Source organism: Clostridium sp. 1001283B150225_161107_B6 (assembly GCF_015556325.1).
In the GTDB taxonomy this organism is placed as follows: domain Bacteria; phylum Bacillota; class Clostridia; order Lachnospirales; family Lachnospiraceae; genus Enterocloster.
Map to the genome: position 1 here is coordinate 911,155 of NZ_JADNMD010000001.1, position 24,688 is coordinate 935,842.

18 protein-coding genes and 1 riboswitch are annotated in these 24,688 nt (G+C 52.3%); of the genes, 7 read left to right on the plus strand and 11 right to left on the minus strand.

Annotation, left to right across the window (positions count from 1 at the left end; all coding sequences use genetic code 11):
* Nucleotides 1-14: 14 nt before the first annotated feature.
* From I2H39_RS04080 to I2H39_RS04095, 4 genes are read right to left on the minus strand one after another with little or no spacing between them, the layout of a single operon-like run.
* A complete protein-coding gene (locus I2H39_RS04080) occupies nt 15-2,432 on the minus strand; it encodes an ATP-binding protein (RefSeq protein ID WP_195625839.1) in 2,418 nt (805 codons plus the stop codon).
* 20 nt (nt 2,433-2,452) lie between these two features.
* Nucleotides 2,453-2,821, minus strand: coding sequence for an Hpt domain-containing protein (locus I2H39_RS04085; protein ID WP_138305925.1), 369 nt, complete (start codon nt 2,819-2,821; stop codon nt 2,453-2,455).
* Between the two features lie 4 nt (nt 2,822-2,825).
* Nucleotides 2,826-6,053 (minus strand): response regulator, encoded by a 3,228-nt coding sequence (locus I2H39_RS04090; protein WP_138305924.1) that lies wholly within the window; start codon nt 6,051-6,053, stop codon nt 2,826-2,828.
* Complete coding sequence (locus tag I2H39_RS04095; RefSeq protein ID WP_195625840.1) at nt 6,050-8,194, minus strand: EAL domain-containing protein; 2,145 nt, start codon at nt 8,192-8,194, stop codon at nt 6,050-6,052. Before I2H39_RS04095 ends, I2H39_RS04090 begins: the two co-directional genes overlap by 4 nt.
* A 329-nt stretch (nt 8,195-8,523) precedes the next feature.
* Nucleotides 8,524-8,620: riboswitch (purine riboswitch) on the plus strand.
* A gap of 67 nt (nt 8,621-8,687) precedes the next feature.
* On the opposite strand from I2H39_RS04095, the gene xdhA reads away from it, so the two are divergent.
* The 6 genes from xdhA (at nt 8,688) to glgD (ending at nt 16,627) form a co-directional block, all read left to right on the plus strand.
* The gene (xdhA, locus tag I2H39_RS04100; RefSeq protein ID WP_195625841.1) at nt 8,688-11,114 is read left to right on the plus strand and encodes a xanthine dehydrogenase subunit XdhA; all 2,427 of its coding nucleotides are present in this window, start codon (nt 8,688-8,690) and stop codon (nt 11,112-11,114) included.
* A gap of 10 nt (nt 11,115-11,124) precedes the next feature.
* Complete coding sequence (xdhB, locus tag I2H39_RS04105) at nt 11,125-12,015, plus strand: xanthine dehydrogenase subunit XdhB (RefSeq protein WP_138305921.1); 891 nt, start codon at nt 11,125-11,127, stop codon at nt 12,013-12,015.
* Nucleotides 12,008-12,508: a xanthine dehydrogenase subunit XdhC gene (xdhC, locus tag I2H39_RS04110; RefSeq protein ID WP_138305920.1), complete on the plus strand. Its 501-nt coding sequence runs from the start codon at nt 12,008-12,010 to the stop codon at nt 12,506-12,508. The genes xdhB and xdhC overlap by 8 nt, the downstream gene beginning before the upstream one ends.
* Before the next feature lie 26 nt (nt 12,509-12,534).
* On the plus strand, nt 12,535-13,875 hold the full coding sequence (locus tag I2H39_RS04115; RefSeq protein ID WP_138305919.1) for a nucleobase:cation symporter-2 family protein: 1,341 nt from the start codon (nt 12,535-12,537) through the stop codon (nt 13,873-13,875).
* Between the two features lie 404 nt (nt 13,876-14,279).
* Nucleotides 14,280-15,488, plus strand: coding sequence for a glucose-1-phosphate adenylyltransferase (locus tag I2H39_RS04120; RefSeq protein WP_138305918.1), 1,209 nt, complete (start codon nt 14,280-14,282; stop codon nt 15,486-15,488).
* Complete coding sequence (glgD, locus tag I2H39_RS04125; RefSeq protein ID WP_138305917.1) at nt 15,482-16,627, plus strand: glucose-1-phosphate adenylyltransferase subunit GlgD; 1,146 nt, start codon at nt 15,482-15,484, stop codon at nt 16,625-16,627. The genes I2H39_RS04120 and glgD overlap by 7 nt, the downstream gene beginning before the upstream one ends.
* An 85-nt stretch (nt 16,628-16,712) precedes the next feature.
* Here the strand turns inward: glgD and I2H39_RS29040 are convergent, their stop codons facing one another.
* From I2H39_RS29040 to I2H39_RS04165, 7 genes are all read right to left on the minus strand, one after another.
* Entirely contained in the window at nt 16,713-18,248 is a 1,536-nt protein-coding gene (locus I2H39_RS29040; RefSeq protein WP_227146183.1) for a Cof-type HAD-IIB family hydrolase, read from the minus strand.
* Between the two features lie 44 nt (nt 18,249-18,292).
* Nucleotides 18,293-18,991, minus strand: a complete 699-nt coding sequence (locus I2H39_RS04140; RefSeq protein WP_138305916.1) for a metallophosphoesterase — start codon at nt 18,989-18,991, stop codon at nt 18,293-18,295.
* 68 nt (nt 18,992-19,059) lie between these two features.
* A complete protein-coding gene (locus tag I2H39_RS04145; RefSeq protein ID WP_138305915.1) occupies nt 19,060-19,731 on the minus strand; it encodes a Crp/Fnr family transcriptional regulator in 672 nt (223 codons plus the stop codon).
* Between the two features lie 63 nt (nt 19,732-19,794).
* The gene (locus tag I2H39_RS04150) at nt 19,795-21,603 is read right to left on the minus strand and encodes an aryl-sulfate sulfotransferase (protein ID WP_138305914.1); all 1,809 of its coding nucleotides are present in this window, start codon (nt 21,601-21,603) and stop codon (nt 19,795-19,797) included.
* 53 nt (nt 21,604-21,656) lie between these two features.
* Nucleotides 21,657-22,829, minus strand: coding sequence for an FAD-dependent oxidoreductase (locus tag I2H39_RS04155; protein ID WP_195625842.1), 1,173 nt, complete (start codon nt 22,827-22,829; stop codon nt 21,657-21,659).
* Between the two features lie 97 nt (nt 22,830-22,926).
* Nucleotides 22,927-23,370 carry a threonine/serine exporter family protein gene (locus I2H39_RS04160; protein ID WP_138305912.1) on the minus strand — a complete coding sequence of 148 codons (444 nt, stop codon included), beginning with the start codon at nt 23,368-23,370 and terminating at the stop codon, nt 22,927-22,929.
* A complete protein-coding gene (locus I2H39_RS04165; protein WP_195625843.1) occupies nt 23,367-24,224 on the minus strand; it encodes a threonine/serine exporter family protein in 858 nt (285 codons plus the stop codon). Before I2H39_RS04165 ends, I2H39_RS04160 begins: the two co-directional genes overlap by 4 nt.
* Before the next feature lie 231 nt (nt 24,225-24,455).
* Between I2H39_RS04165 and I2H39_RS04170 the strand changes: the two genes are divergently transcribed.
* A complete protein-coding gene (locus tag I2H39_RS04170; RefSeq protein ID WP_195625844.1) occupies nt 24,456-24,662 on the plus strand; it encodes a hypothetical protein in 207 nt (68 codons plus the stop codon).
* The last annotated feature ends 26 nt before the right edge of the window (nt 24,663-24,688 follow it).

A 24,688-nucleotide genomic window follows, 5' to 3' on the forward strand; every position in this document is an offset into this window, starting at 1 on the left:
ACCCATCCCTTCCATTAATTCGGACCGGATATATCCATCATCTCGTCCCACCGGTTCTGCCTCTTCCAGTCCAGACAGTCGGACAGGGCTCCCCGGAGCAGTTCAATGGAAACCGGTTTTGCCAGATGTCCGTTCATACCGGACAAGCGGGCGCGTTTTACATCCTCAGCAAAGGCGTCTGCTGTCATGGCTATAATGGGAAGCTCCCATATCCGTTCCATTCCGGAACCGCGTATCTCCCTGGTTGCCTCATACCCGTTCATCACAGGCATCTGGACATCCATGAATACCATATCATAATATAGGGCCGGGTGGGAACACACTGCCTCCACTGCCTGGCAGCCATTTTCAGCCATCTCCACCCTGGCTCCCAGAAGTTCCAGCATCTCCGATGCAATCTGCCGGTTCAGTTCATTGTCCTCCACCAGCAGGACCCTCAAGCCCTGGAAGGAAATCTCCGGCCCTGAAGCAGCAGGCTGGGCTGTCTCCTGCGCATCTCCGCACTTATTCAGGCACAGGATAATGGTAAACCGGGACCCCTTCCCGTACTCACTCTCTACCTGGATGTCCCCGTCCATCATGGATACCAGATTCTTTACAATGGTCATGCCCAGTCCGGTTCCTGCCACCTTGCTGGTTCTGCTGTCGTCAGCCCTGCTGAAGGGTTCAAATATATGCTTTATATATTCAGGCTTCATGCCCACTCCCGTATCCTCGATGATGAAACGGTAGGTTCCCACCAGCTGTTCTTCCTTTTTCAGCTCACATACAGAAAAGGTGATTCTTCCCCCTTCACGGGTATATTTTGAAGCATTTTCCAGGATATTCACCAGCACCTGCTTGATGCGCCTGGCATCCCCCATAACCAGCGGCTCAAAGGTTTCGTCTATCTCCACCCGGAATTCCTGATGTCTGCTTTCCATGGATATCCGCACCATCTCCGCTGCATCCCTGGCCAATGCACGCAAATCCAGGGGATTCTCTGCCAGCTCCATGACACCGCTTTCAATCTTGCTTACGTCCAGGATTTCGTTAATCAATCCCAGCAGATGGGAACCCGATGAGGCGATTTTGTTCAGGTAATCCCTCTGTTTTTCCTCATCCCCAATGTGCAGCTGCGCCAGCTCGGTCATGCCTATGATGGCGTTCATGGGTGTGCGGATATCGTGGCTCATGCGGGAAAGGAAATCGCTCTTTGCCTGATTTGCTTTCTCCGCCTTCTTAAGGGCATCTTCCAGCAGCAGCTTTGCCTGCCGTTCCTTTTCCAGGGACTCCTGCTGTATCCTGCGCTCTTCGTCAATGTTCCTGGACAGGGTAATCTCAATCAGGTCGTGTGTATACGGGCTGTCCACCTTCACCACCTGGGTAAAATTCCAGTGGTAGATTCCATCCTCCCCCATGTGGGGAACCTCCATGGACAGAATGCGCTCCCCCCTTCGGAACCGTTCAGTCAGATTCTTCCGGTCAAACTTGCAGGTGAATTCCTCCCGGTAGTCCGGGTGGACCGTTCCCAGTTCAAAGGCAATCAGGTCGTCAAAACAGCCCTGGGCCGCAGGCTCTTTCACCGGAAAACGCTGGTATTCCATCATGTGGTAGGTATTTTGCGTCAGGTTCACTGCAATCAGCATCTGGTAGGCTGCCTTGGCCGCCGTGGCCAGCTGGCTTATCTCCACGTTCCGTTCCTGCTCCAGCAGGTATTCTTCCTGGACATCCCGGAATACCAGGACGCACCAGCACTCATCCTCCTGATTTCCAATTCTGGCCGCTGTAAACTCCACCATTCGGTATGTACCGCTGGTAGTCCTGCGGCGCAGCCTCTTGGAAATCTGTTTTTTCCCCTCTGTAAACATGCGGAGCATGGACTCTCTGGAAAAGTTTTCATTAAAGCAGTCCAGGTCGTCCGGGTGCAGCGCTTTCCGGGCGTACTTGCGGTTCTCCGAGCCAAAATCCCCCTGTTCCGGTATATCGTCCCACACCACATCCTTCTGGCAGCTCACATAGTAATCCCTGGTCAGGTTGGCAATGATGCACTCGTCAAACACAGTCACCAGGCTGCCGGCATACATCTGCCGGATTTTCTGGAACCCCTGCTCCTCCTCAAAGTTCAGACGGTGTGGCGTTGCAGTAATCACCACGGCAGGAAGGCTGCCTTCCCAGTTGATTCGGTTGGCAGTGACATCAACGGTTGATTTAAGGAGAGGGTCATAGCAGACCATATGGTTGGACCCTTTATCCCCCAGCCCATTAAGGGGACATCTGGCGCACAGCTCCGGCCATACTTCATGACACCGGACTCCCAGGGCAGCCCTGCCGCGTCCCGTTCTCCGGCACCGCTCATTAAAATATAACAGCCGGTGGGATTCCTCCTCAATGACATATACGCTGGTTTCTGTCAGTGAATCCAGCAGGTTCATCAGGTTTTCAGCTGTCATGGCACCCCTCCTGTCTCCTATTAATTGCTTACTTCCATCAAATCCGCCCGAAGCTTTTCAGCCCTCTTAAACTGTCCGCGGACATTCTCATACATCTGTCCGTAGTCATCCCTGTCCTCTCCGGTCCGCAGGGGCTCCACAATGCTGCACACGGCATCGTAAAGAGGCTTCAGCCCCATGTTGCCCGTAACCCCTTTCAGGGTATGGGCCGCCTCAAAGGCAGCCGTCATGTCCCCCTGCTCCAGTGCATTTCCCAGTTTACTCAGGTTTTCATCCTGAAACAGCATTCCCAGGAACTTCATATACATTTTCCTGTTGCCCATGAACCGCCCCAGGGTACCCTGGTAATCTGCCCCGTAGGCCTCAAATATTCTTTGAAAATCGTCCATCTTCTTATGCTTCCTTTCCATATATGAAATCGTACAGAGTATGGTACATCCGCTCCGGCTCTATGGGCTTGGCCAGATGGGCATTCATCCCCGCGGCCTTGCTCTTCTCAATATCATCATCAAATGCATTGGCTGTCATAGCTATGATGGGAATGGTGCCCGCATCCGCATTGCTCAGATGGCGGATGTTGGTGGCAGCCGTCAACCCGTCCATCAGGGGCATCCGTATATCCATCAGAATGGCATCGTAGTATCCCTTATCTGATTTGCTGAAAAGCTCCAGGGCGCGCAGCCCGTTTTCAGCCGTATCCACCTTGAATCCCTTGCTCTCCAGAAGCATCATGGCAACCTCTGTGTTAATCTGGTTATCCTCCACCAGCAGCACATGTTTTCCGGTAAAATCATAATCATTTCCCTCCGGCTGCTGCGCCTGCTGCTCCTTCTCGCCCAGGGCCCTTGAAAAGGCCGACACAAGGGAGGACTTGAACATGGGCTTGCTCATCAGCAGATTGACGCCCGCCAGCTTTGCCTCATGCTCAATGGAAATCCAGTCATAGGCAGTCATGATGATGATGGTCACCTCCGGCCCCACAATGCCGCGTATTCGTCTGGCTGTCTCAATCCCATCCATTCCAGGCATTTTCCAGTCAATCAGTATCATGTCAAAATACCGGCCTTCATCCCAGAGCTTCTTTACCCGGTCGATTGCCTTGCGTCCGCTGTCCACCCACTCTGCCTTGATTCCCATTTCGTGAAGAGTCACAACCGCGCTCTCGCACACAGCCACATCATCATCCACCACCAGGGTTTTCAGATGGGAGAAATTATAATCCTGTTTTTTCTGGTTGTGCCTGATTTTCTCTTCCTCTGTGATTCCCAGCTTAACATCCACTGTAAACTCCGTGCCGATTCCTTTGATGGAACGGACCGTAATCTTTCCGTCCATCATATCCACGATATTTTTGGAAATGGCCAGCCCCAGCCCGGTTCCTCCGTACAGGGAGGTGGTTCCTGTGGATTCCTGCGAAAAAGGCTCAAATATATGGGGCAGAAATTCCTCGCTCATGCCCACCCCCGTATCATTTACAATGAATCGCAGCGAGGCATCGTTTTTGGTTTTCCTGCGCTGGGATGCTGAAAAAGTGACCTTGCCTCCCTCCTGGGTGAACTTGATGGCATTGCTCAGTATATTGATGAGCACCTGCTGCAGCTTCATGGCATCGCCTATATAGTAATCATCCAGAACCGGGTCCACGATGCATTCATAATCCACCCCCTTGGCATCCGCCTGGGAGTAACAGATGGAATTTATGCCGTTGATAAACTCCTCCGTTGGAATCTTCTCACTCTTCAGCAGCATCTTGCCGCTCTCAATCCGGCTCATATCCAGGATATCATTAATCAATGATAAGAGGAAACGGGAGGAAATGCCAATCTTGGATATACAGTCCTCCACCTGCTCGTCGTCTCCTATGGACTGGGCTGCAATGGTGCTCATTCCGATGATGGCGTTCATGGGGGTCCTGATTTCATGGCTCATCCGCGAAAGGAAATCGCTTTTGGCTGCATTGGCCTGTTCCGCCGCCACCAGGGCGGCTGCCAGCTCCTCCTTCTGCCGCTGTTCCTTGAGGACCACATCCGTCACATCGGTGCGGGCCACACAAACCCGCTCCAGCTCCCTGCTGATATAAAATACGCGGAACCGCTTAACCCGCGTCTCACCGGTTATATCCCGCATTTCCACGATGAACGTATAGGCATCCCTTTGAGCCAGCTGTGACTTCATGTAATCGTAGTCCAGCTTTTGAAGGTATTCCTTCCTGGCCGCCCCGTCCATATAACGGCTGGAAATGGAGCGTATCTCCGCCTGGAACCGGCTGCGGTCCCGCAGCATGGTATCTATATTAGTCTCATCCACAAGGATGGTCCGGTACGCCATGTCGCGCAGGATGTCCACCTCTGTTATGCTCTCATAATCCAGCTCAGCGATTCGCTTGAGAAGCTGTTCCTGCATCTTTTTCTCTGTCACATCCTGGGTATAAAAGAAAATAATAATATGGCCTGTTTCCGGATTCTGGCAGGAATGCATGTTGGTGCTTTCCCAGAAAGCAATGCCGCTGTTGTTTCTGCGCAGGAACTCAAAGCGGTAATCCACCTTGCCCACTGCATAATCAGACAGCACCCGCTCCCGTTCGAGGCAGCGCCTGATACCGTCTCCATACACCGGGTCCACGGCAGAAGCTGCCAGATTCTCGATGGTGGCCTCGTAGGTATCCCCTACCTTTGCAATGGATGTATCAGCTGTTGACAGGTAGGATTCCAGCCGTCCGGTGGTTACGTTGATGCTTCCCTGTATGCTCCCGTCCGATGAGGACAGTTCCGCAAAATAGGAAAGCTCCTCCTCGTACATCTCCTTAATCCGGTCGCGCATCTGCTTTTCCTCGGTTATGTCCATGCACACCGACATGATGGCGGGACGGTTATCTTCCGACATCATCCGCCTGCCCATGTCGTGGACCCAGATATAGGAACCGTCCTTTTTCCGCATCCGGTATTCCACCACATACTCCTCTGACTGTTCCAGCTGGACTGCCACCAGACGGTCCACCCGGTTCCTGTCATCCGGATGCATACAGTTTGAAATCATTCCTCCAACATCCGATACAAATTCCGCTTCATCCTCATAGCCCAGATAATCCAGCATCCTGCGGTTGATAAAATAAAACGGAAAACCGTCCTCTATGTATCCGCCCATCATTCCCCCGGGCAGGGAGTCATTTAACAGCTCCTGGCGCAGCCTGCTGGTGTGTTCTATGACCAGGGTCTGGGGATAATGCTCTGCGTCCCTCTGGCTGCTGGCCGGCTCTGCCACATGAAAGCTTTTGACCAGCCATGCGCCTCCTGACTCCACCAGGGTAAAAAAAGCCTTCAGATACCAGGTGTATTTGGAATTCCTGAGCGTCAAATCCGCCGATACATTGTATACACCATCAGCAACAGGCTGTTCACAGACAGGGGACAGTACACAGTCAAACGGCTCCGGTATCTCCCGTATATCCTGGGCAAGATAGCCTGCCATCTGCTCTTTTCCATTGGCCAGTTCATCAGCTCCCGTGCCTGCAAACCCCACATCCTCTGTCATGAATGCAAGAGTTCCCTGTGCATCGCGCTGTACAAACCAGGTGCGGCAGAACTCCCGGAGCGTCTCCCCGGGCGTCATCTGTCTCTTCATATATTTTGTCCTCCCCCCAAAGTCAATCTCTGTCCGGGCCAGGATGCCCGTTCCCGCGGCGTCTTTATATGGATAGCCCGCAGTACCCGCCGTCTCAGACTCCTCTGTGAATGGGGCCTTCCTGCAAAATCATCCGCTCCCAGCTCAAGGGCTCTGTCCTCCATAGACTCGTCCTGAGGACCAGTGGCAATGACCGGCACCGCCGGCGCCATTTTTTCCCTCTGCAATACCTCCAGCACGGAAAAGCCGTCTGTCCCCGAAAGGGTCAGGCTGAGAATCACAGCTGCCAGCCTGTTTCCAAAATCAGAGATACAACCAAGGGCAGCCTTGCCGTCTCCTGCCTCCACCACCCGGAAACCGCCTTCAAAGGTTTCCCTTACCAACCTGCGGTAGCCTGCATCTTCATCCGCAACCAGAAGAACCGGAAAGGGCTGAGGCTCCCGGGCGTCTTCCTCACCCATTTTCCCCTGGTCCATGGCCGTATGCCCGTTCCTGAACAGCTCCTCAAATTCAGCCATAGGCATGGGACGGGCAAAGTAGTATCCCTGCACATAGTCGCAGTCCGCCTTTTTAAGACGCTCCAGCTGCTGCCTTGTTTCCACGCCCTCCGCTACCACGCTCAGGTCCATCCACCGCGCCAGCTCCATAATAAAGTGAAGGATTCCGCCGTCTCCCGGACGTTCGGTCTCATCCTGGATGAACTTCATGTCCAGCTTCAGAATGTCCACCGGCATCTTGCCCAGCATATTGAGGGAGGAATACCCGCTTCCGAAATCATCCATCTCAATGACAAAACCCAGTTCCCGCAGATATCCAACTGTCTCGATGACCTGCTCCGGGTTTTCCGTATAAGCGCTTTCCGTTATCTCCAGATGAAGCCGTGACGGCGGCAGTCTGTATTTCTGCACGATTCCCAGCAGCATGTCCGCCAGGTCCCGGTGATAGATATCCGCCCTGGACACATTGACCGAGACAGGGATGGGCGGATATCCTTTGTCGTCCCACTCCCTGAGAACAGATGCGGTCCGTTCCCACACATACTGGTCCAGCTTTGTGATAAAGCCGTTCCGCTCAAACAGGGGGATGAATTCTCCGGGGGACTGGAATCCCCACTCAGGGTGATTCCAACGCACCAGGGCCTCTGCCCCTGAAAGCCTGTGGTCCTTAATCCTGTACTTGGGCTGCAGGTAGACCTCAAACTGTTTCTTTGAAAGGGCCGGCTCCATACTGTCTGTTATGGCCTGCTCCCGCAGAAGACGGTTGCGCAGCTGGTCATCATAGGCTGCAAAATAGGTTCCATACCGTTCCTTGATGCTGCGGGCAGCCAAAAGGGCCCGGTCGCACATCTGCTCAACCGATACACTCCGGTCAGCCACCTGGTAAATCCCCCACTTCATCACCACATTTCTGGCATTGGGAAGGGTATTTACCCGGGCATTGCACCGGATAAACAGCTCGTCCGTGTAATCCCACCGCCGTTCCAGCAGACAGGCAAACTGGTCCGCATGAAAATGGCCGCAGATTCCCTGTTTTCCCGCCACCCTTTTATAAAGCCTGCCAATCTCAATCAGCAGGTTGTCCCCGGCAGGAATTCCGAATATATCATTAATCAGCTTAAAATTCACGATATCGGAGCAGATAATATCATACTCCCTGTCAGGATGCTGCACCAGGGTTTCCCTTACGCGCTGGTAAAAGAACTCCTTGCTGTAGAGCCCGGTAAGGCTGTCATACTGCACCAGGTTAATCATGGCGGCTGTTTCCCTCAGATGGATGATGCTGGCCACCCTGTGGAGAATGACCTGGGCCTTGTAAGGCTTTGCAACAAAATCAGCAGCGCCGTGTGACAGCGCCGCAACCTCATCAGATTCGCTGTCGCTCTGGGTCGTTACGATTACCGGAATGGATGAAAAGGAAGAATCCGCCTTGATATGAGAGAGAAATGTGTACCCGTCCATGACAGGCATGACGATGTCCAGTAAAATAAGAGAAACCATCTCCCCATATTCCTTCAGGACGGACAATGCTTCCAGTCCATTGCCTGCTTCCAGCACCTTGTATCGGGATGACAGGATTTCCCTTAATATCATTCGGTTTATTTCATTATCTTCCACGACTAAAATTTTCTTCTGTGAAATCATGGTTTCATACCCTTGCCCGGCATTCAGCTGCCGATGAAACTGCTAATCCATCCGGCAAAACCAGGCACCCTCTTTATTTCCTTCTATATATATCGTGGATTTACCAAAACAGACATTCTTTTGACAAATTTCCAATGGTTTAAATATAACAAAAACAGGGGGAAATTGCAATAGGACACCATATAAACTGAATCATATGAGCATGCACCTTTAAAATGATTCCGCTGACGCTTTTGTGTATATTGCACAATACAGGGCGCATATTTTTCACAATTATTGCCATAGACTAAAACTTTTTTAGGTACTATAATTCTTTTTAAGATAACAATTTAACATTTCTTTTGCCAATATGTATATCCTGGGGATTGGCCCAGAGTCTCTACCAACTACCGCAAAGAGTTGGCTACATATCTTAATGTAGCCAGCTCTTTTTTTCTGTTTGTGTAAAGATTCGCACCAAAATTGGCAGGAAAAGTAAGGAGGAAATCAAAAAATGAATATTGTTGGGCAGCAAGTAAAACGTGTTGATGCTTACGGGAAGGTGACCGGGGAGGCCAAGTACACCGCGGACCTGGAGCCAAGAGACATCCTGCACGGTAAGGTCGTGCACTCTGCCATCGCCAATGGCCTGGTGAAAAGCTTTGATTTGACAGAGGCCTATCAGGTGCCTGGTGTGGTGAAGATTGTCACGTGCTTCGATGTTCCCGACTGCCAGTTTCCAACGGCAGGCCATCCATGGAGCGTGGAAAAGAAACATCAGGATATCTGCGACAGGAAAATCCTGAACCAGAGGGTCCGCCTGTACGGGGACGACATTGCGGCTGTCATCGCAGAGGATGAAGTGGCTGCGGCCCGGGCAGCCCGCCTGATTAAAGTGGAATATAAGGAATATGCCCCCATTGTAACTGTGGAGGCAGCCATGGCAGAGGACGCCACGCCCCTGCACCCGGACCTCAGGAAGGACAATGTAATCGTGCACTCCCACATGACCATGGGGGACAGCGGTTTTACCTATGAGGACGGATGTAGGAAAGCTGAGTCAGATTACAGCCCGGAGGAAATCATATCCCTGGAAGCAGAATACGATACCCCGAGGATTTCACACTGCCACATTGAGCTGCCTGTCTCATGGGCCTATGTGGACACCAACGGCAAGATAACCGTGGTATCCTCCACCCAGATTCCCCACATCGTCAGGCGCTGTACGGCCCAGGCCCTGGGCGTGCCCATCGGAAGGGTCCGCATCATAAAGCCTTACATCGGCGGCGGCTTCGGCAACAAGCAGGACGTGCTCTATGAACCCCTAAACGCATTCCTGACCATGTCTGTGGGGGGACGGCCTGTCAGGCTGGAAATCAGCCGTGAGGAAACCATCTCCGGTACCCGTACCCGCCATGCCATCAAGGGAAAATGCAGGGGCCTGGTAACAAAGGACGGACGCATCCTGGCCAGGAAGCTGGAGGCCTATGCCAACAACGGTGCCTATGCCTCCCATGGCCACGCCATCTGCGCCAACTGCGGAAATGTGTTCAAGGACCTTTACAGGGATGAACTGGGCACTGAGGTGGACTGCTTCACCGTTTATACCTCCTCTCCCACGGCCGGGGCCATGAGGGCTTACGGCATTCCCCAGGCAGCCTGGTTCGCGGAATGTCTCACCGACGACCTGGCGGATGCCATCGGGATGGATCCCTGTGAGTTCAGATTGAAAAACTGCATGGAGGACGGGTTCGTGGACCCAGCCAACGGCATTACCTTCCATTCCTACGGTCTGAAGAAATGCATCGAGGAAGGACGCAGGCACATCCGCTGGGATGAAAAATGGAGCGCCTACCGTAACCAGACCGGCCCGGTCAGGAAAGGCGTGGGCATGGCTATCTTCTGCTACAAGACAGGCGTACACCCCATCTCCCTGGAGACAGCTTCCGCCCGCATGGTACTCAACCAGGACGGTTCCATGCAGCTGTGCATGGGGGCCACGGAAATCGGTCAGGGAGCCGACACCGTATTCACCCAGATGGCCTCCCAGACAACGGGTATCGCTTTTGATAAGGTTTACATCGTATCCACCCAGGACACGGATGTCACCCCCTTTGACACAGGAGCCTATGCATCCCGCCAGACCTATGTATCCGGCATGGCCTGCAAAAAATGCGGCGAGGAATTCCGACTTAAAATACTGGAATACGCAGCCTACATGCTGAGTCATGATGTCAGCGACCTGTCTAAAACCGTGTATGCCGACCAGGTAAAGGCAGCGGCTGCCCTGCTCCGGGACACGCTGGGGCTTGGGGAAGGGGAACTGGTATCTCCGGATATGCTGGACATAGAGGACAGCAAAATTGTGGTAAGCGGCGGGGCGCCGGTGCTCTTTGACCTGTCCGTGGTTGCTGACACCGCCTTTTATTCCCTGGACCGCTCCGTACATATCACCGCCGAGGTCACCAACCAGTGCAGGGACAACACCTTTTCCTCCGGCTGCTGCTTCGTGGAAATCGAGGTGGACATTCCACTTGGACTGGTGACGGTAAAGGATATCATCAATGTCCATGACTCCGGCGTGCTCATCAATCCCCTGACCGCGCGGGCCCAGGTCCACGGCGGCATGAGCATGGGACTGGGTTACGGACTTTCGGAGGAGCTGCTGGTGGATGAAAAGACAGGCAGGCCCTTAAACAATAACCTGCTGGACTACAAGATTCCCACTGCCATGGATACGCCGGACTTAAATGTGGCATTCATTGAGCTGGAGGACCCGACCGGCCCTTACGGAAACAAATCCCTGGGCGAGCCTCCGGCCATCCCGGTAGCCCCGGCCATTCGAAATGCCATTTTAAACGCCACCGGAGTCCACATGGATGTAACTCCCATGACCGCCCAGCGGCTCATCGAAAAATTCAAAGAAAAAGGTCTGATATAAGGAGAAGGTTATGTTTGACATTAAATCATTTTATGAGGCCAAGGATGTGGCTGACGCCATTAAAGCCCTGGTAAACGATTCTGACGCTGAAATCATAAGCGGCGGCACGGATGTCCTGATTCGTGTCAGGGAAGGAAAGGATGCCGGAAAATCCGTTGTATCCATCCATAATATAGAAGCATTAAAGGGAGTCCGCCTTCTTGAGGACGGCAGCCTGTGGATAGGGGCAGGTACTGCATTTTCCCATATCACCAACGACCCTCTGATACAGAAATACATACCCATGCTGGGGGATGCCGTGGACATGGTGGGCGGACCTCAGATACGCAACACCGGAACCATCGGAGGCAATATCTGCAACGGCGCCACCTCGGCCGACTCCGCTTCCACCATGTGGACCCTGGAGGCAGAGGTCCTGCTGGAGGGACCTGATGGCAGGCGCAGCGTGCCGGTCTGCGAATTCTATACCGGTCCCGGCCGCACGGTCCGTGAACGCACGGAGGTCTGCACCGGTTTCCTGATACCCAGGGACAGCTTTGAGGGCTGGAGCGGCCATTACATCAAGTACGGCAAGAGAAAGGCCATGGAAATTGCCACCCTTGGCTGCGCGGTCCGGGTAAAGCTGAGCCAGGACAAGGAACGGATTGAGGATGTCAGGCTGGGATACGGCGTGGCCGGTCCCACTCCCCTGCGCTGCCGCAAAGCGGAAAATGGTTTAAAGGGACACGCAGTCAATGACAGCGGAGCCATCCTGGCTTTTGGCAAGGCTGCCCTGGAAGAAGTGAACCCGCGTTCCTCATGGAGGGCGTCAAAGGAGTTCCGTCTGCAGCTGATTGAAGAATTATCCAAACGTGCCCTGACAGAGGCAATAAAAAAAGCAGGAGGTGCAGTCAATGCTTAAGATTGTACACATGAAAGTAAATGGTAAAGAAGTGGAACTGGCTGTGGATGAAAGGGAATCCCTGTTGGATACCCTGCGCCAGCGCCTGGGGCTTACATCTGTGAAAAAGGGCTGCGAGGTCGGGGAATGCGGCGCCTGTACCGTACTGGTAAACGGAGAAGCCATAGACAGCTGTATCTATATGACCCTGTGGGCCGAGGGGAAAAGCATCATGACAGTGGAAGGCTTAAAGGGGCCCAACGGGGAATTGTCCCCCATTCAGAAGGCTTTCATCGAGGAAGCCGCCGTACAGTGCGGCTTCTGTACGCCCGGCCTTATCATGAGCGCGGTAGAAATCGTTGGAACCGGAAAAAAATACAACCGGGAAGAGCTTAAGAAGCTGATATCCGGGCATCTGTGCAGATGCACCGGCTATGAGAACATTCTCAACGCCATGGAGCGTATTGTGGAGGAGGTATACCAGGTCAGCCACAAAACCAGCGGAAACGATTAATTATCATTTAATAGGGGGAACCAATCATGAACAGCAATACCAATTGCAGCATCAGCAACATATACAGACTGGAAGGCAGGGTGCCCATTGCTAAGGCCATCCCCTTCGGCCTGCAGCACATCCTGGCCATGTTCGTCTCCAACCTTGCGCCCATTACCATCATAGCAGGGGCTGCCCAGCCTGCCCTGAGCCAGGCCCAGACAGCCGTCCTGCTTCAGAATGCCATGTTCGTGGCAGGAATCGCCACCATGATTCAGCTGTATCCCATCTGGCGGATTGGCTCTAAGCTGCCTGTTGTCATGGGGGTCAGTTTTACCTTTGTCACAGTTCTCAGCACCATTGCCGCCAACTACGGTTATCCGGCCGTGGTGGGAGCCGTGCTCATAGGCGGTATCTTTGAGGGTACCCTGGGACTTCTGGCCAAATACTGGCGCAGAATCATCACGCCGGTGGTGGCTGCCTCCGTGGTTACAGCCATCGGATTTTCCCTTTTCACAGTGGGAGCCAGGTCCTTTGGCGGCGGATATGCAGACGACTTCGGCTCTGCCCAGAACCTGATACTGGGTACCATCACCCTGCTGACCTGCCTTCTGTGGAACATCTTTGCCAAAGGTTATTTAAAACAGCTGTCCGTACTGGCCGGCCTGATTGTAGGGTATGTCATTGCCATCTTCCTAGGGAAAGTGGATTTAAGCCTGATTATGTCCGGCGGAATCATTTCTTTCCCCCACCTACTTCCATTTATGCCTGAGTTCCACGCAGGGGCCATTATCTCCGCCTGCATCATCTTCCTGGTGTCCGCCGCAGAGACCATAGGTGATACCTCGGCCCTGGTTTCAGGCGGCCTGAACCGTGAAATCACGGGCAGGGAAATATCCGGCTCCCTGGCCTGCGACGGCTATGCATCCGCCCTCTCCACCATATTCGGATGTCCTCCCGTCACCTCCTTTTCCCAGAATGTGGGACTGGTAGCCATGACAAAGGTAGTCAATCGGTTCACCATCATGACGGGAGCGGCCTGTATGATTCTGGCCGGACTCCTTCCTCCCGTGGGGAATTTCTTTGCCTCCCTGCCCCAGGCAGTGCTGGGAGGATGCACCATCATGATGTTCGGCACCATCCTTACCTCCGGTGTGCAGATGATTGCAAAATGCGGCTTTTCCCAGAGGAACATTGTCATTGTCTCCCTCTCTCTGGCAGTGGGCATCGGCTTTACCACTGCCAGCGAAATCGGAATCTGGGACATCTTCCCAGAACTGGTCCAGTCCGTATTTTCAGCCAATGTGGTGGCCGTTGTATTTGTTGTCTCTGTATTTTTAAGTCTTGTGCTTCCAAAGGATATGGATATAAAAACCCTGGAAGGGTAACTCTTTCCTTTCCTGCATGGGCTGCTGCTAAGCAAATGAGAAATCATTTACGGAGCAGCAGCTTCTTTTTGCCCTCAACCATGGTAGGGCTGCAGTATTTTCCCCCCTTTTACATGTATGACACATTTCCCCGGCAGCTGCATCAAGCAGCCCCAACATTTTTGTATCCTGTTTTGCCGATATCGTTATTCTTTTTTAAGTATAACGATATTATACAATACTTTATGCAACATGTCACCTACTTTTTTTATATTATCCGGCATTGGCAAATATACTGGGCACTTTTTAGTGTAATTCTATATTTCCCAACATTTTTTTAATTATTTTGCATAAATCCCTGTCATTTCTTTCCAATATATGGTACAATCTGTATAAATATTCAACACCAATCAGGGGGAAATATTATGGCTAAAGAAATGATTGCAATGCTTCTTGCCGGCGGCCAGGGCTCCCGTCTCTATGCTCTGACCCAAAAACTGGCAAAACCCGCGGTTCCTTTCGGCGGTAAATACCGCATCATCGACTTTCCGCTTTCAAACTGTGTGAATTCCGGAATCGATACAGTGGGCATCCTGACCCAGTACCAGCCTCTGGTACTGAACGAGTACATCGGCAATGGACAGCCCTGGGACCTGGACCGTCTTTACGGCGGTGTTCACGTACTCCCGCCTTACCAGAAAGCATCCGGCTCAGACTGGTACAAAGGCACGGCCAATGCCATTTATCAGAATATCTCCTTTATTGAACGGTACGACCCGCAGTACGTAATCATCCTGTCAGGCGACCAGATTTGCAAACAGGACTACAGTGACTTCCTTAAATTCCACAAGGAAAAGGGAGCGGAATTCAGTGTGGCTGTCATGGAAGTGCCCTGGGAGGAGGCATCCCGCTTCGGACTCATGGTGGCTGACAGCGACGACCGTATCACCGAGTTCCAGGAAAAGCCCAAGAATCCAAAGTCCAATCTGGCTTCCATGGGCATCTACATATTCAACTGGGATATTCTCAGACAGTACCTGGTTGAGGACGAGGCTGACCCGGACTCCGAGAATGACTTCGGCAACAACATCATTCCCAACCTGCTGCGCGACGGACGCAGCATGTATGCTTATCATTTCAACGGATACTGGAAGGATGTGGGGACTATCTCTTCCCTCTGGGAAGCCAACATGGAGGTCCTGGACCCGGAACACAGCGGAATCAACCTCTTTGATGAAAACTGGAAGATTTACAGCCGCAACAGCGGTATGACCGGACATAAGATTAGCAGCGACGCCGTGGTGGAGAATTCCATGATTACAGACGGATGCCGTGTAAACGGACAGGTCCGCCACTCCATTCTTTTCTCAGGCGTAAAGGTAGAGGCCGGGGCACAGGTGGAGGATGCGGTTGTCATGGGCGGCACCACCATCCAATCAGGAGCCGTTGTAAAACACTGTATTGTGGCTGAAAACGTGGTGGTTGGAGAAAATGCCGTGGTTGGAGCCATGCCGTCCGGCGATGAAAAGGGCGTGGCCACCATTGGTCCCGGCATTGAAATCGGGTCCGGTGCAAAGATTGGCCCCAGTGCCATGGTTAAGAATAATGTAAAAGGCGGTGAAGAACAATGGTAAATTCCAATGCAAATGCCCTGGGCATCCTTTTCCCTAACAGCTATGATTCCCTGGTTCCCGACCTGGTCAGCGAGCGCCTGATGGCCTCCATCCCCTTTGCCAGCCGTTACCGTCTGGTGGATTTTATCCTTTCCAGCATGGTGAACTGCGGAATTGATAATATTTCCCTGATTGTCCGCAGGAATTACCACTCCCTGATGGACCACCTGGGTTCAGGCCGTGAATGGGACCTGACACGCAAAAACGGCGGACTTAACCTGGTCCCGCCCTTTGCCGAAAAGACAGTGAGCATCTACAACGGACGTGTGGAGGCCCTGGCCAGTATCCTGGATTTCCTAAAAGAACAAAAGGAAAAGTATGTTGTCATGGCCGATACAAATCTGGCCGTCAACTTTGATTTCAATGCATTGATTGAGGCACACATGGAAAGCGGCGCAGATGTCACCGTGGCCTACAGGAAGGAACCCCTTCCCGTTGGCTTCACCGGCCCCCAGGACATCGGAAAAAGCCTCTACTATACTTTGGCCATTGACAACGGCCGTGTAACCAAGATGTACATGAACTCCAAGGAACCAGGGGTACAGAATTTCTCCATGAACATCTATGTCATTGACCGGGAGCGTCTGATTGACCAGGTAAACACTGCCTATGTGCGCGGACAGGTATATTATGAACGGGATATCCTGGCTCCCCAGATAGGAAAGCTGAACGTACATGCATTCCGCTATGACGGGTATGTGGCCCGCATCAGCAGCATGAAGAGCTATTTTGATGAGAACATGAAGATGCTGGACGATGCCAATGTGGACGCTCTCTTCTCCGCCGGCAATCCCATCTACACCAAGATTCGCGACGACAACCCAGCCAGGTACATCAATGGGTCAAAGGCCAGCAACATCATGGCTGCCGACGGATGCATCATTGAGGGCGAAGTGGAGAACAGCATTCTGTTCCGCGGCGTCAGGATAGGCAGGGGCGCCAAGGTGAAAAACTGTGTGCTTATGCAGGATACGGTAGTGGAAGCAGGCGCCAGTGCAGAGTATGTTGTAACGGATAAGAACGTGACCATCACAGAGGGCAAGGAGATGAAGGGCACTGATACGTTCCCGGTATACGTGGCAAAGTATCAGGTTGTATAGGCAGCAGACGCAGGGATTAGATAAGGATAAAAAGGAGGATGTCCGCCCAGAACAGACATCCTCCTTTCAGTTGTTTCTCCGGTGCTTAATCCCCGGCCGTCAGGACTTCCAGCAGCTCCTCCAGGTCCCTGACAATGCATACATGGCCAAAGGGTTCAAACTCCTGCAAAGCCGTTGTCCCGGTCAGTACCCCGGCAAAATCCACACCTGCCCTGGCTGCTGTCTTTGCATCAACCACACTGTCGCCTGTATACAGCACCTCTTCCCGTTCCATGCCCAGCTGTTCCATTGCGTAAAGCAGTCCCTCCGGGCTTGGCTTCTCAGCTTTTACATCCTCTGCCCCCACTATCATATCCACCAGGCCGGCCATCTGGAATTTATCCAGTATCTGGTCTATCCTGTAATGATATTTTGTGGTTACGATTCCAATCCTGCACCCCTGCTCCCGGAGCTTTTCCAGCACTGGCCTGACTGTTTGATAGATTCTTGTATTATCCACCATCACCTGGTCTGACTTCTCCTTAAAATATGTGCAGAACCGTTGCGCCTTCTCCCGGTCCCTGCTGCCCGTAAGGCAGGCAAATGTCTCCTTTAAGGACAGGCCGATGGTCTTTCTGATATCCTCCAGTCCCCTGGCCTCATACCCCAGTTTCTCCAGGCCATGGTTCACACTGGCCGCAATGCCCTCTGTGGAATCTCCCAGTGTATAATCAAAATCAAATATCACTGCCTTGTACTTCACTCTGTTCCTCCTTCCGGCCGTCAGCCCCCTGTTGTATTCCAGTATATAGTCAACTGCCTCCCGCAGGCCGTCCATTCCTACCGGACCTGTCACATAATCGGCTGCTTCCTTCAGCGCATCCTTGCCGTTTCCCATGGCTATGCCCAGCCCTGCCTCCTTTACCATGGACACATCATTGCTTCCATCTCCAATGGCCGCTGCCTCCTCCATGGCAATTCCGAATTCACCAATCATGGCCCGGATTCCCTCTGATTTACTTCCGCCCATGGGAATGATATCCGAAGCATTGCCGTCATGCCAGCGGATGAACTGACAGGATGGCAGCTCCTGCTTCAGCCTGCGCTCCTGTTCCGGACCAATGTATGGAACCATCTGATAGATTGTATGGTTTGCCGCCCGCCCCACATCCATAATCGGAGGAATCCTGGTGCCAATCCCTGCCTGGGCCTCTTTTACCATATCATCCGCCATGTTGATGTACATGTGCTCCGCTTCCATGAACATACAGGGAAATGGGTCCTCCTTCAACATCCTGAGTACTGCCTGCACATCCTGGGAAGGGACAGGACACCCATGGACCAGGCGGCTGCCGCAATAACAGTACTGCCCGTTCAGCGTCACATAGCCGTCAAATTCCAGTCCCTCCAGCAGATTCTCTTCCTCCATCTCCAGCTTATGCCTGCCGGTGGCTATAAACAGCATAATTCCGGCCCTCCTTGCCCTTTCCAGGGCAGACTTTGCGCTGTCCGGTATTCTCTGCGTGTCAAAGTCCCTCAGTGTGCCGTCTATATCAAGAAAAATGGCCCGAATAGGCGCCTTTCTTTCGCAGTTCCTCCCGTTATGCATACCGGGCTCCTTTTCCGTTTCTGTCTTTTTCATCTCTGCCTTTTCCGTTTCTATTTTTATGTTTCTGTATTACCTCATCACTGCAAAATCCGCTCCGGCCTGAATCTGAGATAATCCGACGAAACCAGTTTATACTCAATTCCCTCCACATCGCCCAGGAAGCTGTCCTGATACCTGTCCTCCCCGTGACAGTGGGAATACACCACCTGTTCTGCCCCGTACTCTCTGGCCATCTCAGTAAAACCGCTTTCCATCTCTCCTATGCTGGTGGGAGGATAATGCAGGAACATGATGAACTGGCTGAAGCCGCCAGCGGCCGCCAGCTCAAAAGAGATGCGGAGCCGTTCCAGCTCCCTCTTCACAAGCTTCTCAAAATGTTCCGGGGAATCTTTTCCCTCATAACAGTACCCCTTAGTCCCCACCAGAGCGTACTCCCTGTAGGTATAGTAATTATTCTGGAGAAACGCCAGGCGTCCCTGATACATCTCATTCAGGCGGCAGGTTTTCCCGGCGTCCCAGAACATGTCGTGATTTCCGCGCAGCAGGATTTTCTGTCCCGGAAGGGACTGGATGAATTCCAAATCCGCTTTGGCCTCCTCCAGATTCCGTCCCCATGAATGGTCGCCTGTGATGACCACCGTGTCCTCATCCTGAATCCTTCCCCTCCAGTTTTTCTCTATCTTCCTCACATGATTCTTCCATTCCCTTCCAAATACATCCATGGGTTTATTGGCAGTGAAGGATAAATGTAAATCTCCTATGGCATACAAACTCATATCCGCAGCTCCCGGTTCTTTTATCGTAATACAAATACAGCGGCATCCCCGCCTGAGGCGCAGCCCAATTAAATCAGCTCCTCCAGCATTTTCTTATCCCAGTCCTGCATTTCCCGTTCCCTTATCCGGAAATATCCTTCTTTCTCCATCAGCTTCAGTTCCTGGTTCAGGGAGGACCTGCTGACATGGAGCATATTTGCAAGCATCAGCTGGGAACCAGGCATGCGTATGGTTTCAGCGGGAGCAATGTCGTGCATTCCCACAATCCAGTAAGCAATCCGCTGGCGGATGGTCTGGTAATTGAGACAGTTGAGATAAAGCTGGTTCCTGAGTCCCCGCTGGGATACGTAGAGCAGAAGTGCATAGAGCAGCTGCCTGTCTTTCTCCAGCATTTCCTCCATGACCTGGACCGGCACCCACAACACATCAGACTTTTTTTCAGCCACCAGGGTATAGCTGTACTCCTTTTCTCCGGAAAAATACAGGAATTCCGGAAAAATGTCCCTTGCCTCAAAATAAGTATGGCACATTTCCACGTCTTTGCTGGTATGGTCCACTGCTTTCAGGATTCCATCCTCCACAATACCAAAGCTGGTAATCTTTGTGCCCTGGGGATGAATGCATTGGGAAGCCTCATAGGTCTTTCTTATAAAATAGGTTTTATATTCGCTGTTCCTCCTGCAAAGGTCTGCAAAGGGAACCCTGCAGGACTCAGCGGGAATTGAAAAATGTTCATACATATGCTGCCTCCAGAAATCATGAAAGAGGGGCTGCAAAAAACAGCTCCTCTTTTTTGATACAGTCTATGCCAGCGGCCGGTCCAGTATGTCACACAAATCATCGTAATCCTTTTCACCGTTAAACCGTAGGAGTTCCTCCCCGTTCCGGTATACGGCAACAACCGGTATGCCTCCGATGCGGTACGCCTCCACCAGGTCCTGGCTGGCGTCCACATCCACATAGCGGATTTCATACTGACCTTCATACTCTTCTTTCAGCGCTTCCTCCAAAACCGGATGCAGGGCTTTACAGTGGACGCACCGTTCTGCGCCGAAAAGCACCAGTACCGGTTTATCCTTTACATCCTGCACTTCTTTTCTCCAATTGTCAGAGGTAACAGGGCGGAAGAATTCAGTATCTACCTCAAATATTTTTTCTTTTTTAATGACATCTGCCTCATCGTCCGTGGCCACACAGAGTGCTATATCTTCATAATACGGCAAAGTCCCGGCAACATCAACCACTTTTTTTGCTCCGAAAGCACCGGCTCCCGGCACACGGAAGGTCACATTGTCCAGACGCGCCACCGGCGTCTCCACAGGCACCGGCTCCTGGGGCACATAGCTGTAGGGATACCGGTAGGCCCTGTATATCATATTATTCTTAGGCCCCTTTTCATTATGGGTATAATAGGGGGATATCCACTCCCATACGATTTCATGGTCCGGCGTCACCTCTATCAGCCTTCCGTCCGAGCCCTCTGTTACCAGGGTATTGCCGTTGGGCAGGCGCTGGGCGCTGCTGACATATGGGCTGTAAAACTTGCTGGCATCCACCGGAATCGCGTGTCCCAGCTCCTTGGGCGTCAGTTTCCATACCAGTTCCAGTGTCACCGGATTGAATTCCAGCACGCGGCTGTAATCCCTCAGCGCATTCTTTATGCCAATCGCAGATGAAGGGCCGGGCATTCCATAGCCGCCCCAGCCTCCGTTGTCAAATACCAGCAGGTTTCCTTCCCCCGGAAGTCCTCTGGGTATCATGTGGAAATGGTGCTGGCCGATAATCCACCCCAGCTTTTTAAGCTCCGGCGATGCGTTGAAGTCCGGTCCTATCTTCCACACGATTTTTCCTGTCTCTTTATCCAAAATAGCCAGGATATTGGCCTCCCGGCAGTCAAAGATAATGTTGTCCGGCTTAAAGCGCATGTCTCCCTGGTCATGCCATTTGTTAGGCCCCAGATAGCTCATGCAGTTCACATGGAGATAGTCTCCTACTCCGCCGTCGGCCTGGCGCATATTAGGGTCACGGAACAGCACGTTTTTGGCTGCCTCGTCAAATCCCAATTCATCGAAATGGTCACTGATAGACCATTTCCATAGTATCTTACCTTCCCAGTCCACCTCAATCATCACATCATCCAAAAGCCTTTTGTCGGAGATTTTGGGATTGCGGATGGTTTCATGGACCAGTATCAGGGTATTTCCCTCCAGGGGGCTGGCGTCCATGCCCGGCACATAGTATCCCACCGGGTTCCCCTCCCTCTGGTAGTCGTGATGCTGGCGGGCCATCCACCGGCGGTCCCTGCCCGGGTCGTCAATATACTCAAAGTGGTCAAACTCCCACACCACATTGCCGTCATAGTCAATTTCAATCAGATTGACCCCATCCTGCATACCGTAATCAGGATGCCTGTAACCGGACAGACCCATGACATATCCTCCGGGCAGCAGCTTTGGCGGCATGGCCTGCATGTTCCAGCGCCTGATTTCATTGCCGTTCATGTCAAACAGCAGTACGCCGTCATTAATCAGCGGAACAATGGTATAACCGTTCCAGCATTTTTCAGGGTCGTAAACAGTGACTCCATGAGGGAAAACAAGTGGTTGTCCCATAATCCATATCCTCCTTATCAAACAATAGACATCGTCCGCGCGTCGGATGCATCTCAGAACACATTCTTTACCTCCAGCAGCTTCCCGTTCCTGTAAAATGCTGCTGATACCGTCTGTTCCAGATTCAGGCTCCGGTACAGCAGGTCCTGCCTGGTGATATCCTGACGGTACACCTTCCACTGGCTGTTCAGACTCTGTTCCAGCTCCCCGGCTGTTTTTATATCCTCATTGCGGTAGGGATTATAAAACAGAAATGCCACCTCTCCCGACTCCGGGCTCAGAATGGAGCGAATCTGGTCCAGCTCCTTGATATACCGCTCTGAAGCCACGGCTGCAACCGCCCCGTTGGCAGCAGAGGTTATTACCTGCCTCAAAAATGTCTGGGTACAGTCCCCCACTGCGTAAAGTCCGGGAATTCCTGTCTCCATCTTCTCATTGACACGTATATATCCGGCTTTATCACAGGATACCAAATCCCTGACCATCTCGGTCTGGGGCACCATCCCCACAAAGAGAAAGAGTCCCTGGGCCTTTACCTCCCGTGTTTCGCTGTTTTCCACATTTTTCAGCACCAGAGACTCCACATGGTCCTTTCCTTTTATCTCCTCCACGGTGGAGCTCCATACAAAGCGGATTTTGGGATTTTTATATGCGTGTTCCGCGGCAGCCTCATTGCAGTCCAGATGGCCCTCCTCATGAATCACCACAATGGTGACGCTGGAGGCAAAGCCTGTCAGGTAATCCGCTTCCTCCACAGCCTGGTCGCCGGCTCCCAGCACATAGATATCCTTTCCTTTAAAAAACTCCGCGTCACAGGTGGCGCAGTAGGCTACGCCTCTGCCTGTGAATTCTTTCTCGCCTTTTATGTTCAGCTCCCTTGGCCTGGTTCCCAGGTCCAGAATCACGCTGCCGGCCTTAAAATCCCCGCGGCGCTTTGTCTCCACCACAAATACATCATCCTCTTTGCGGATTCCCGTCACCGTGGTCCGCTTCCAGTCCACCGTGGGAAAGGCGGCCCCATGCTCCCTGAACCGTTCCATAAGGTGCTGGCCGCTGTCTGATATGGTTCCCGGATAATTCCTTATCTCATATGTATCATTGATTCTTCCGCCGTAACTTCCCTTTTCCAAAAGCAGGGTCCTTCGCTCGGCCCGGCCCGCATAGATTGCTGCTGCCAGCCCTCCGGGTCCGCCTCCCACTATAATCAGGTCATAGGTTGAATCCATATTCACCGCTCCCTTCCGTCACACTGTCAAGTGCTGGTTAAAACATACCACTTCCGGAAGGGTTCTAAGTGTTGGAGCGCCAACATTCATGAGAATTTTATGGAATTTTAATGAATGCCTTGGCTATCTGCCGGAATATCCCCTGGGGCAGCTCAAACACAAACACAATGCCCAGCACAATGGCCACCGCTGCCTTCACGGCCTCATATCCTGTATACACAGCCAGCTTCAGCTGTTCTGTCACCAGGTAATAGACGGTCCAGTATATGCCAGCCCCCGGAACCAGGGGAAATATGCCTGATATGAGAAAAATAGTGACCGGACAGCGGTTTATTACCGCCGCTGCCCTGGACAGGAATATAACCACCACCGTGGCGGCAAAGGAAGCGCCTGCCCCGCTGCCATGGCCTGCGGCCAGCACATACACTGCCCATCCGGCGCCTCCGATGAGGCCGCACCGGATATAATATTTTCCAGGCACCCCGAACAGCAGTGAAAATGCAATGGTGCCCACCATGGCCGCACATACCTGTAATATCATAACAATGCACCTCCTGTCATCCACCCAATCAGTGAAAATCCAACGCCCACGCCAATGGCAATGCAGAAAAAAATCAGCAGTGCATCCATCATGCGCACGGAACCGGAAATGTAATCGCTGTCCGCTATTTCCCGGATTGCATTGGTAAACGGAACCCCGGGTATCAGGGGCATGATGGAGCCAATCACCATGTAGTTCAGATGCTGTCCGATTCCGGCCAGATACATGGCGCTGCAGAGGATTGTCACCAGGGCTCCCCCGCTTATATTGCCCACAATCTTTGAAAGATGGGGCGCGCTGACATACAGCACATAGATATACAAAAGAATGCCGGCCATAAGCGCAGCCATGCTGTCCCACATACTGCCTCCGAACAGGCAGCAGAAGGCCGCGCTGCCGCATCCTGACGCCAGCACCTGCATGGCTTTGGGCTTGCCCGGCATATTCCTTATGCCCTCCAGCCTTTCAGCCGCTTCTTTGACCGTGTATCTGCCTGCTTCTATCTCCCTGGACAGCTGGTTCACAGCCGCCACCCGGTCCAGGTGGGTACCGCTCACCGGAATGTGCTCCACCTTGGCAAAATCAGGCTCCTTCCCGCTTCCCACAGTGACAAAAATGCCGTTGGTAAGCACAAAAGCATTGCCGGAACAGACGCCGTAATAACGGCATATCCGCTCTATGGTCTCCTCCACCCGGGATATTTCGGCCCCATTCTCCAGAAGCAGATGCCCTGCCTGGAGGGAAACCTCCATTACTTCCTTTTCCCGGATGGTTTCTTCACAGTTATTCTTTTCCTGTACTGCCTGCTCCTGTACTGCCTGCTCCTGCCTGTTTCTCTTATGTTCAACTCCCATGGTTTCATTTCCTCCTGATACAGAGCCAGTCCATTCTGTTATTTCCAGTTGTTTTTCTCATTTTATCATCCCATGGAAATGCTTACAACATGAAGTTCATATATCATGCCCAATATCATATGGGCTTCTTACCGCAGCAATCACGTACTTCCAATATTTAAATATTTCATTGAGGCGCAGCCGTATCAGGAGTATAATAATACAAAACAGATTCAGGTAAGGAAATCAGTCATGATAAAAGCAGAATTCGGAATCATAGACAAAATAGACATTACAAAAGATTATTCCGGATACGAACCCGAAACATACGGATGTATCTGGATTTCAGATGATGAATATATAGACAGCTGGCAGCCGGCCCTTTCCGTGATGCAGACGTATTTCCACAACCGTGAAGCCATCCGCGGCGGGAACTATATGATTCACTATGGCGTATAGCGGACAGGCCGGACCGTAAAACAAGA

Coding starts and splice junctions, on each gene's coding strand:
- I2H39_RS04080 (WP_195625839.1), bottom strand. CDS start 2,432: ATGACAGCTGAAAACCTGATGAACCTGCTGGATTCACTGACAGAAACC.
- I2H39_RS04085 (WP_138305925.1), bottom strand. CDS start 2,821: ATGGACGATTTTCAAAGAATATTTGAGGCCTACGGGGCAGATTACCAG.
- I2H39_RS04090 (WP_138305924.1), bottom strand. CDS start 6,053: ATGAAGAGACAGATGACGCCCGGGGAGACGCTCCGGGAGTTCTGCCGC.
- I2H39_RS04095 (WP_195625840.1), bottom strand. CDS start 8,194: ATGATTTCACAGAAGAAAATTTTAGTCGTGGAAGATAATGAAATAAAC.
- xdhA (WP_195625841.1), top strand. CDS start 8,688: ATGAATATTGTTGGGCAGCAAGTAAAACGTGTTGATGCTTACGGGAAG.
- xdhB (WP_138305921.1), top strand. CDS start 11,125: ATGTTTGACATTAAATCATTTTATGAGGCCAAGGATGTGGCTGACGCC.
- xdhC (WP_138305920.1), top strand. CDS start 12,008: ATGCTTAAGATTGTACACATGAAAGTAAATGGTAAAGAAGTGGAACTG.
- I2H39_RS04115 (WP_138305919.1), top strand. CDS start 12,535: ATGAACAGCAATACCAATTGCAGCATCAGCAACATATACAGACTGGAA.
- I2H39_RS04120 (WP_138305918.1), top strand. CDS start 14,280: ATGGCTAAAGAAATGATTGCAATGCTTCTTGCCGGCGGCCAGGGCTCC.
- glgD (WP_138305917.1), top strand. CDS start 15,482: ATGGTAAATTCCAATGCAAATGCCCTGGGCATCCTTTTCCCTAACAGC.
- I2H39_RS29040 (WP_227146183.1), bottom strand. CDS start 18,248: ATGAAAAAGACAGAAACGGAAAAGGAGCCCGGTATGCATAACGGGAGG.
- I2H39_RS04140 (WP_138305916.1), bottom strand. CDS start 18,991: ATGAGTTTGTATGCCATAGGAGATTTACATTTATCCTTCACTGCCAAT.
- I2H39_RS04145 (WP_138305915.1), bottom strand. CDS start 19,731: ATGTATGAACATTTTTCAATTCCCGCTGAGTCCTGCAGGGTTCCCTTT.
- I2H39_RS04150 (WP_138305914.1), bottom strand. CDS start 21,603: ATGGGACAACCACTTGTTTTCCCTCATGGAGTCACTGTTTACGACCCT.
- I2H39_RS04155 (WP_195625842.1), bottom strand. CDS start 22,829: ATGGATTCAACCTATGACCTGATTATAGTGGGAGGCGGACCCGGAGGG.
- I2H39_RS04160 (WP_138305912.1), bottom strand. CDS start 23,370: ATGATATTACAGGTATGTGCGGCCATGGTGGGCACCATTGCATTTTCA.
- I2H39_RS04165 (WP_195625843.1), bottom strand. CDS start 24,224: ATGGGAGTTGAACATAAGAGAAACAGGCAGGAGCAGGCAGTACAGGAG.
- I2H39_RS04170 (WP_195625844.1), top strand. CDS start 24,456: ATGATAAAAGCAGAATTCGGAATCATAGACAAAATAGACATTACAAAA.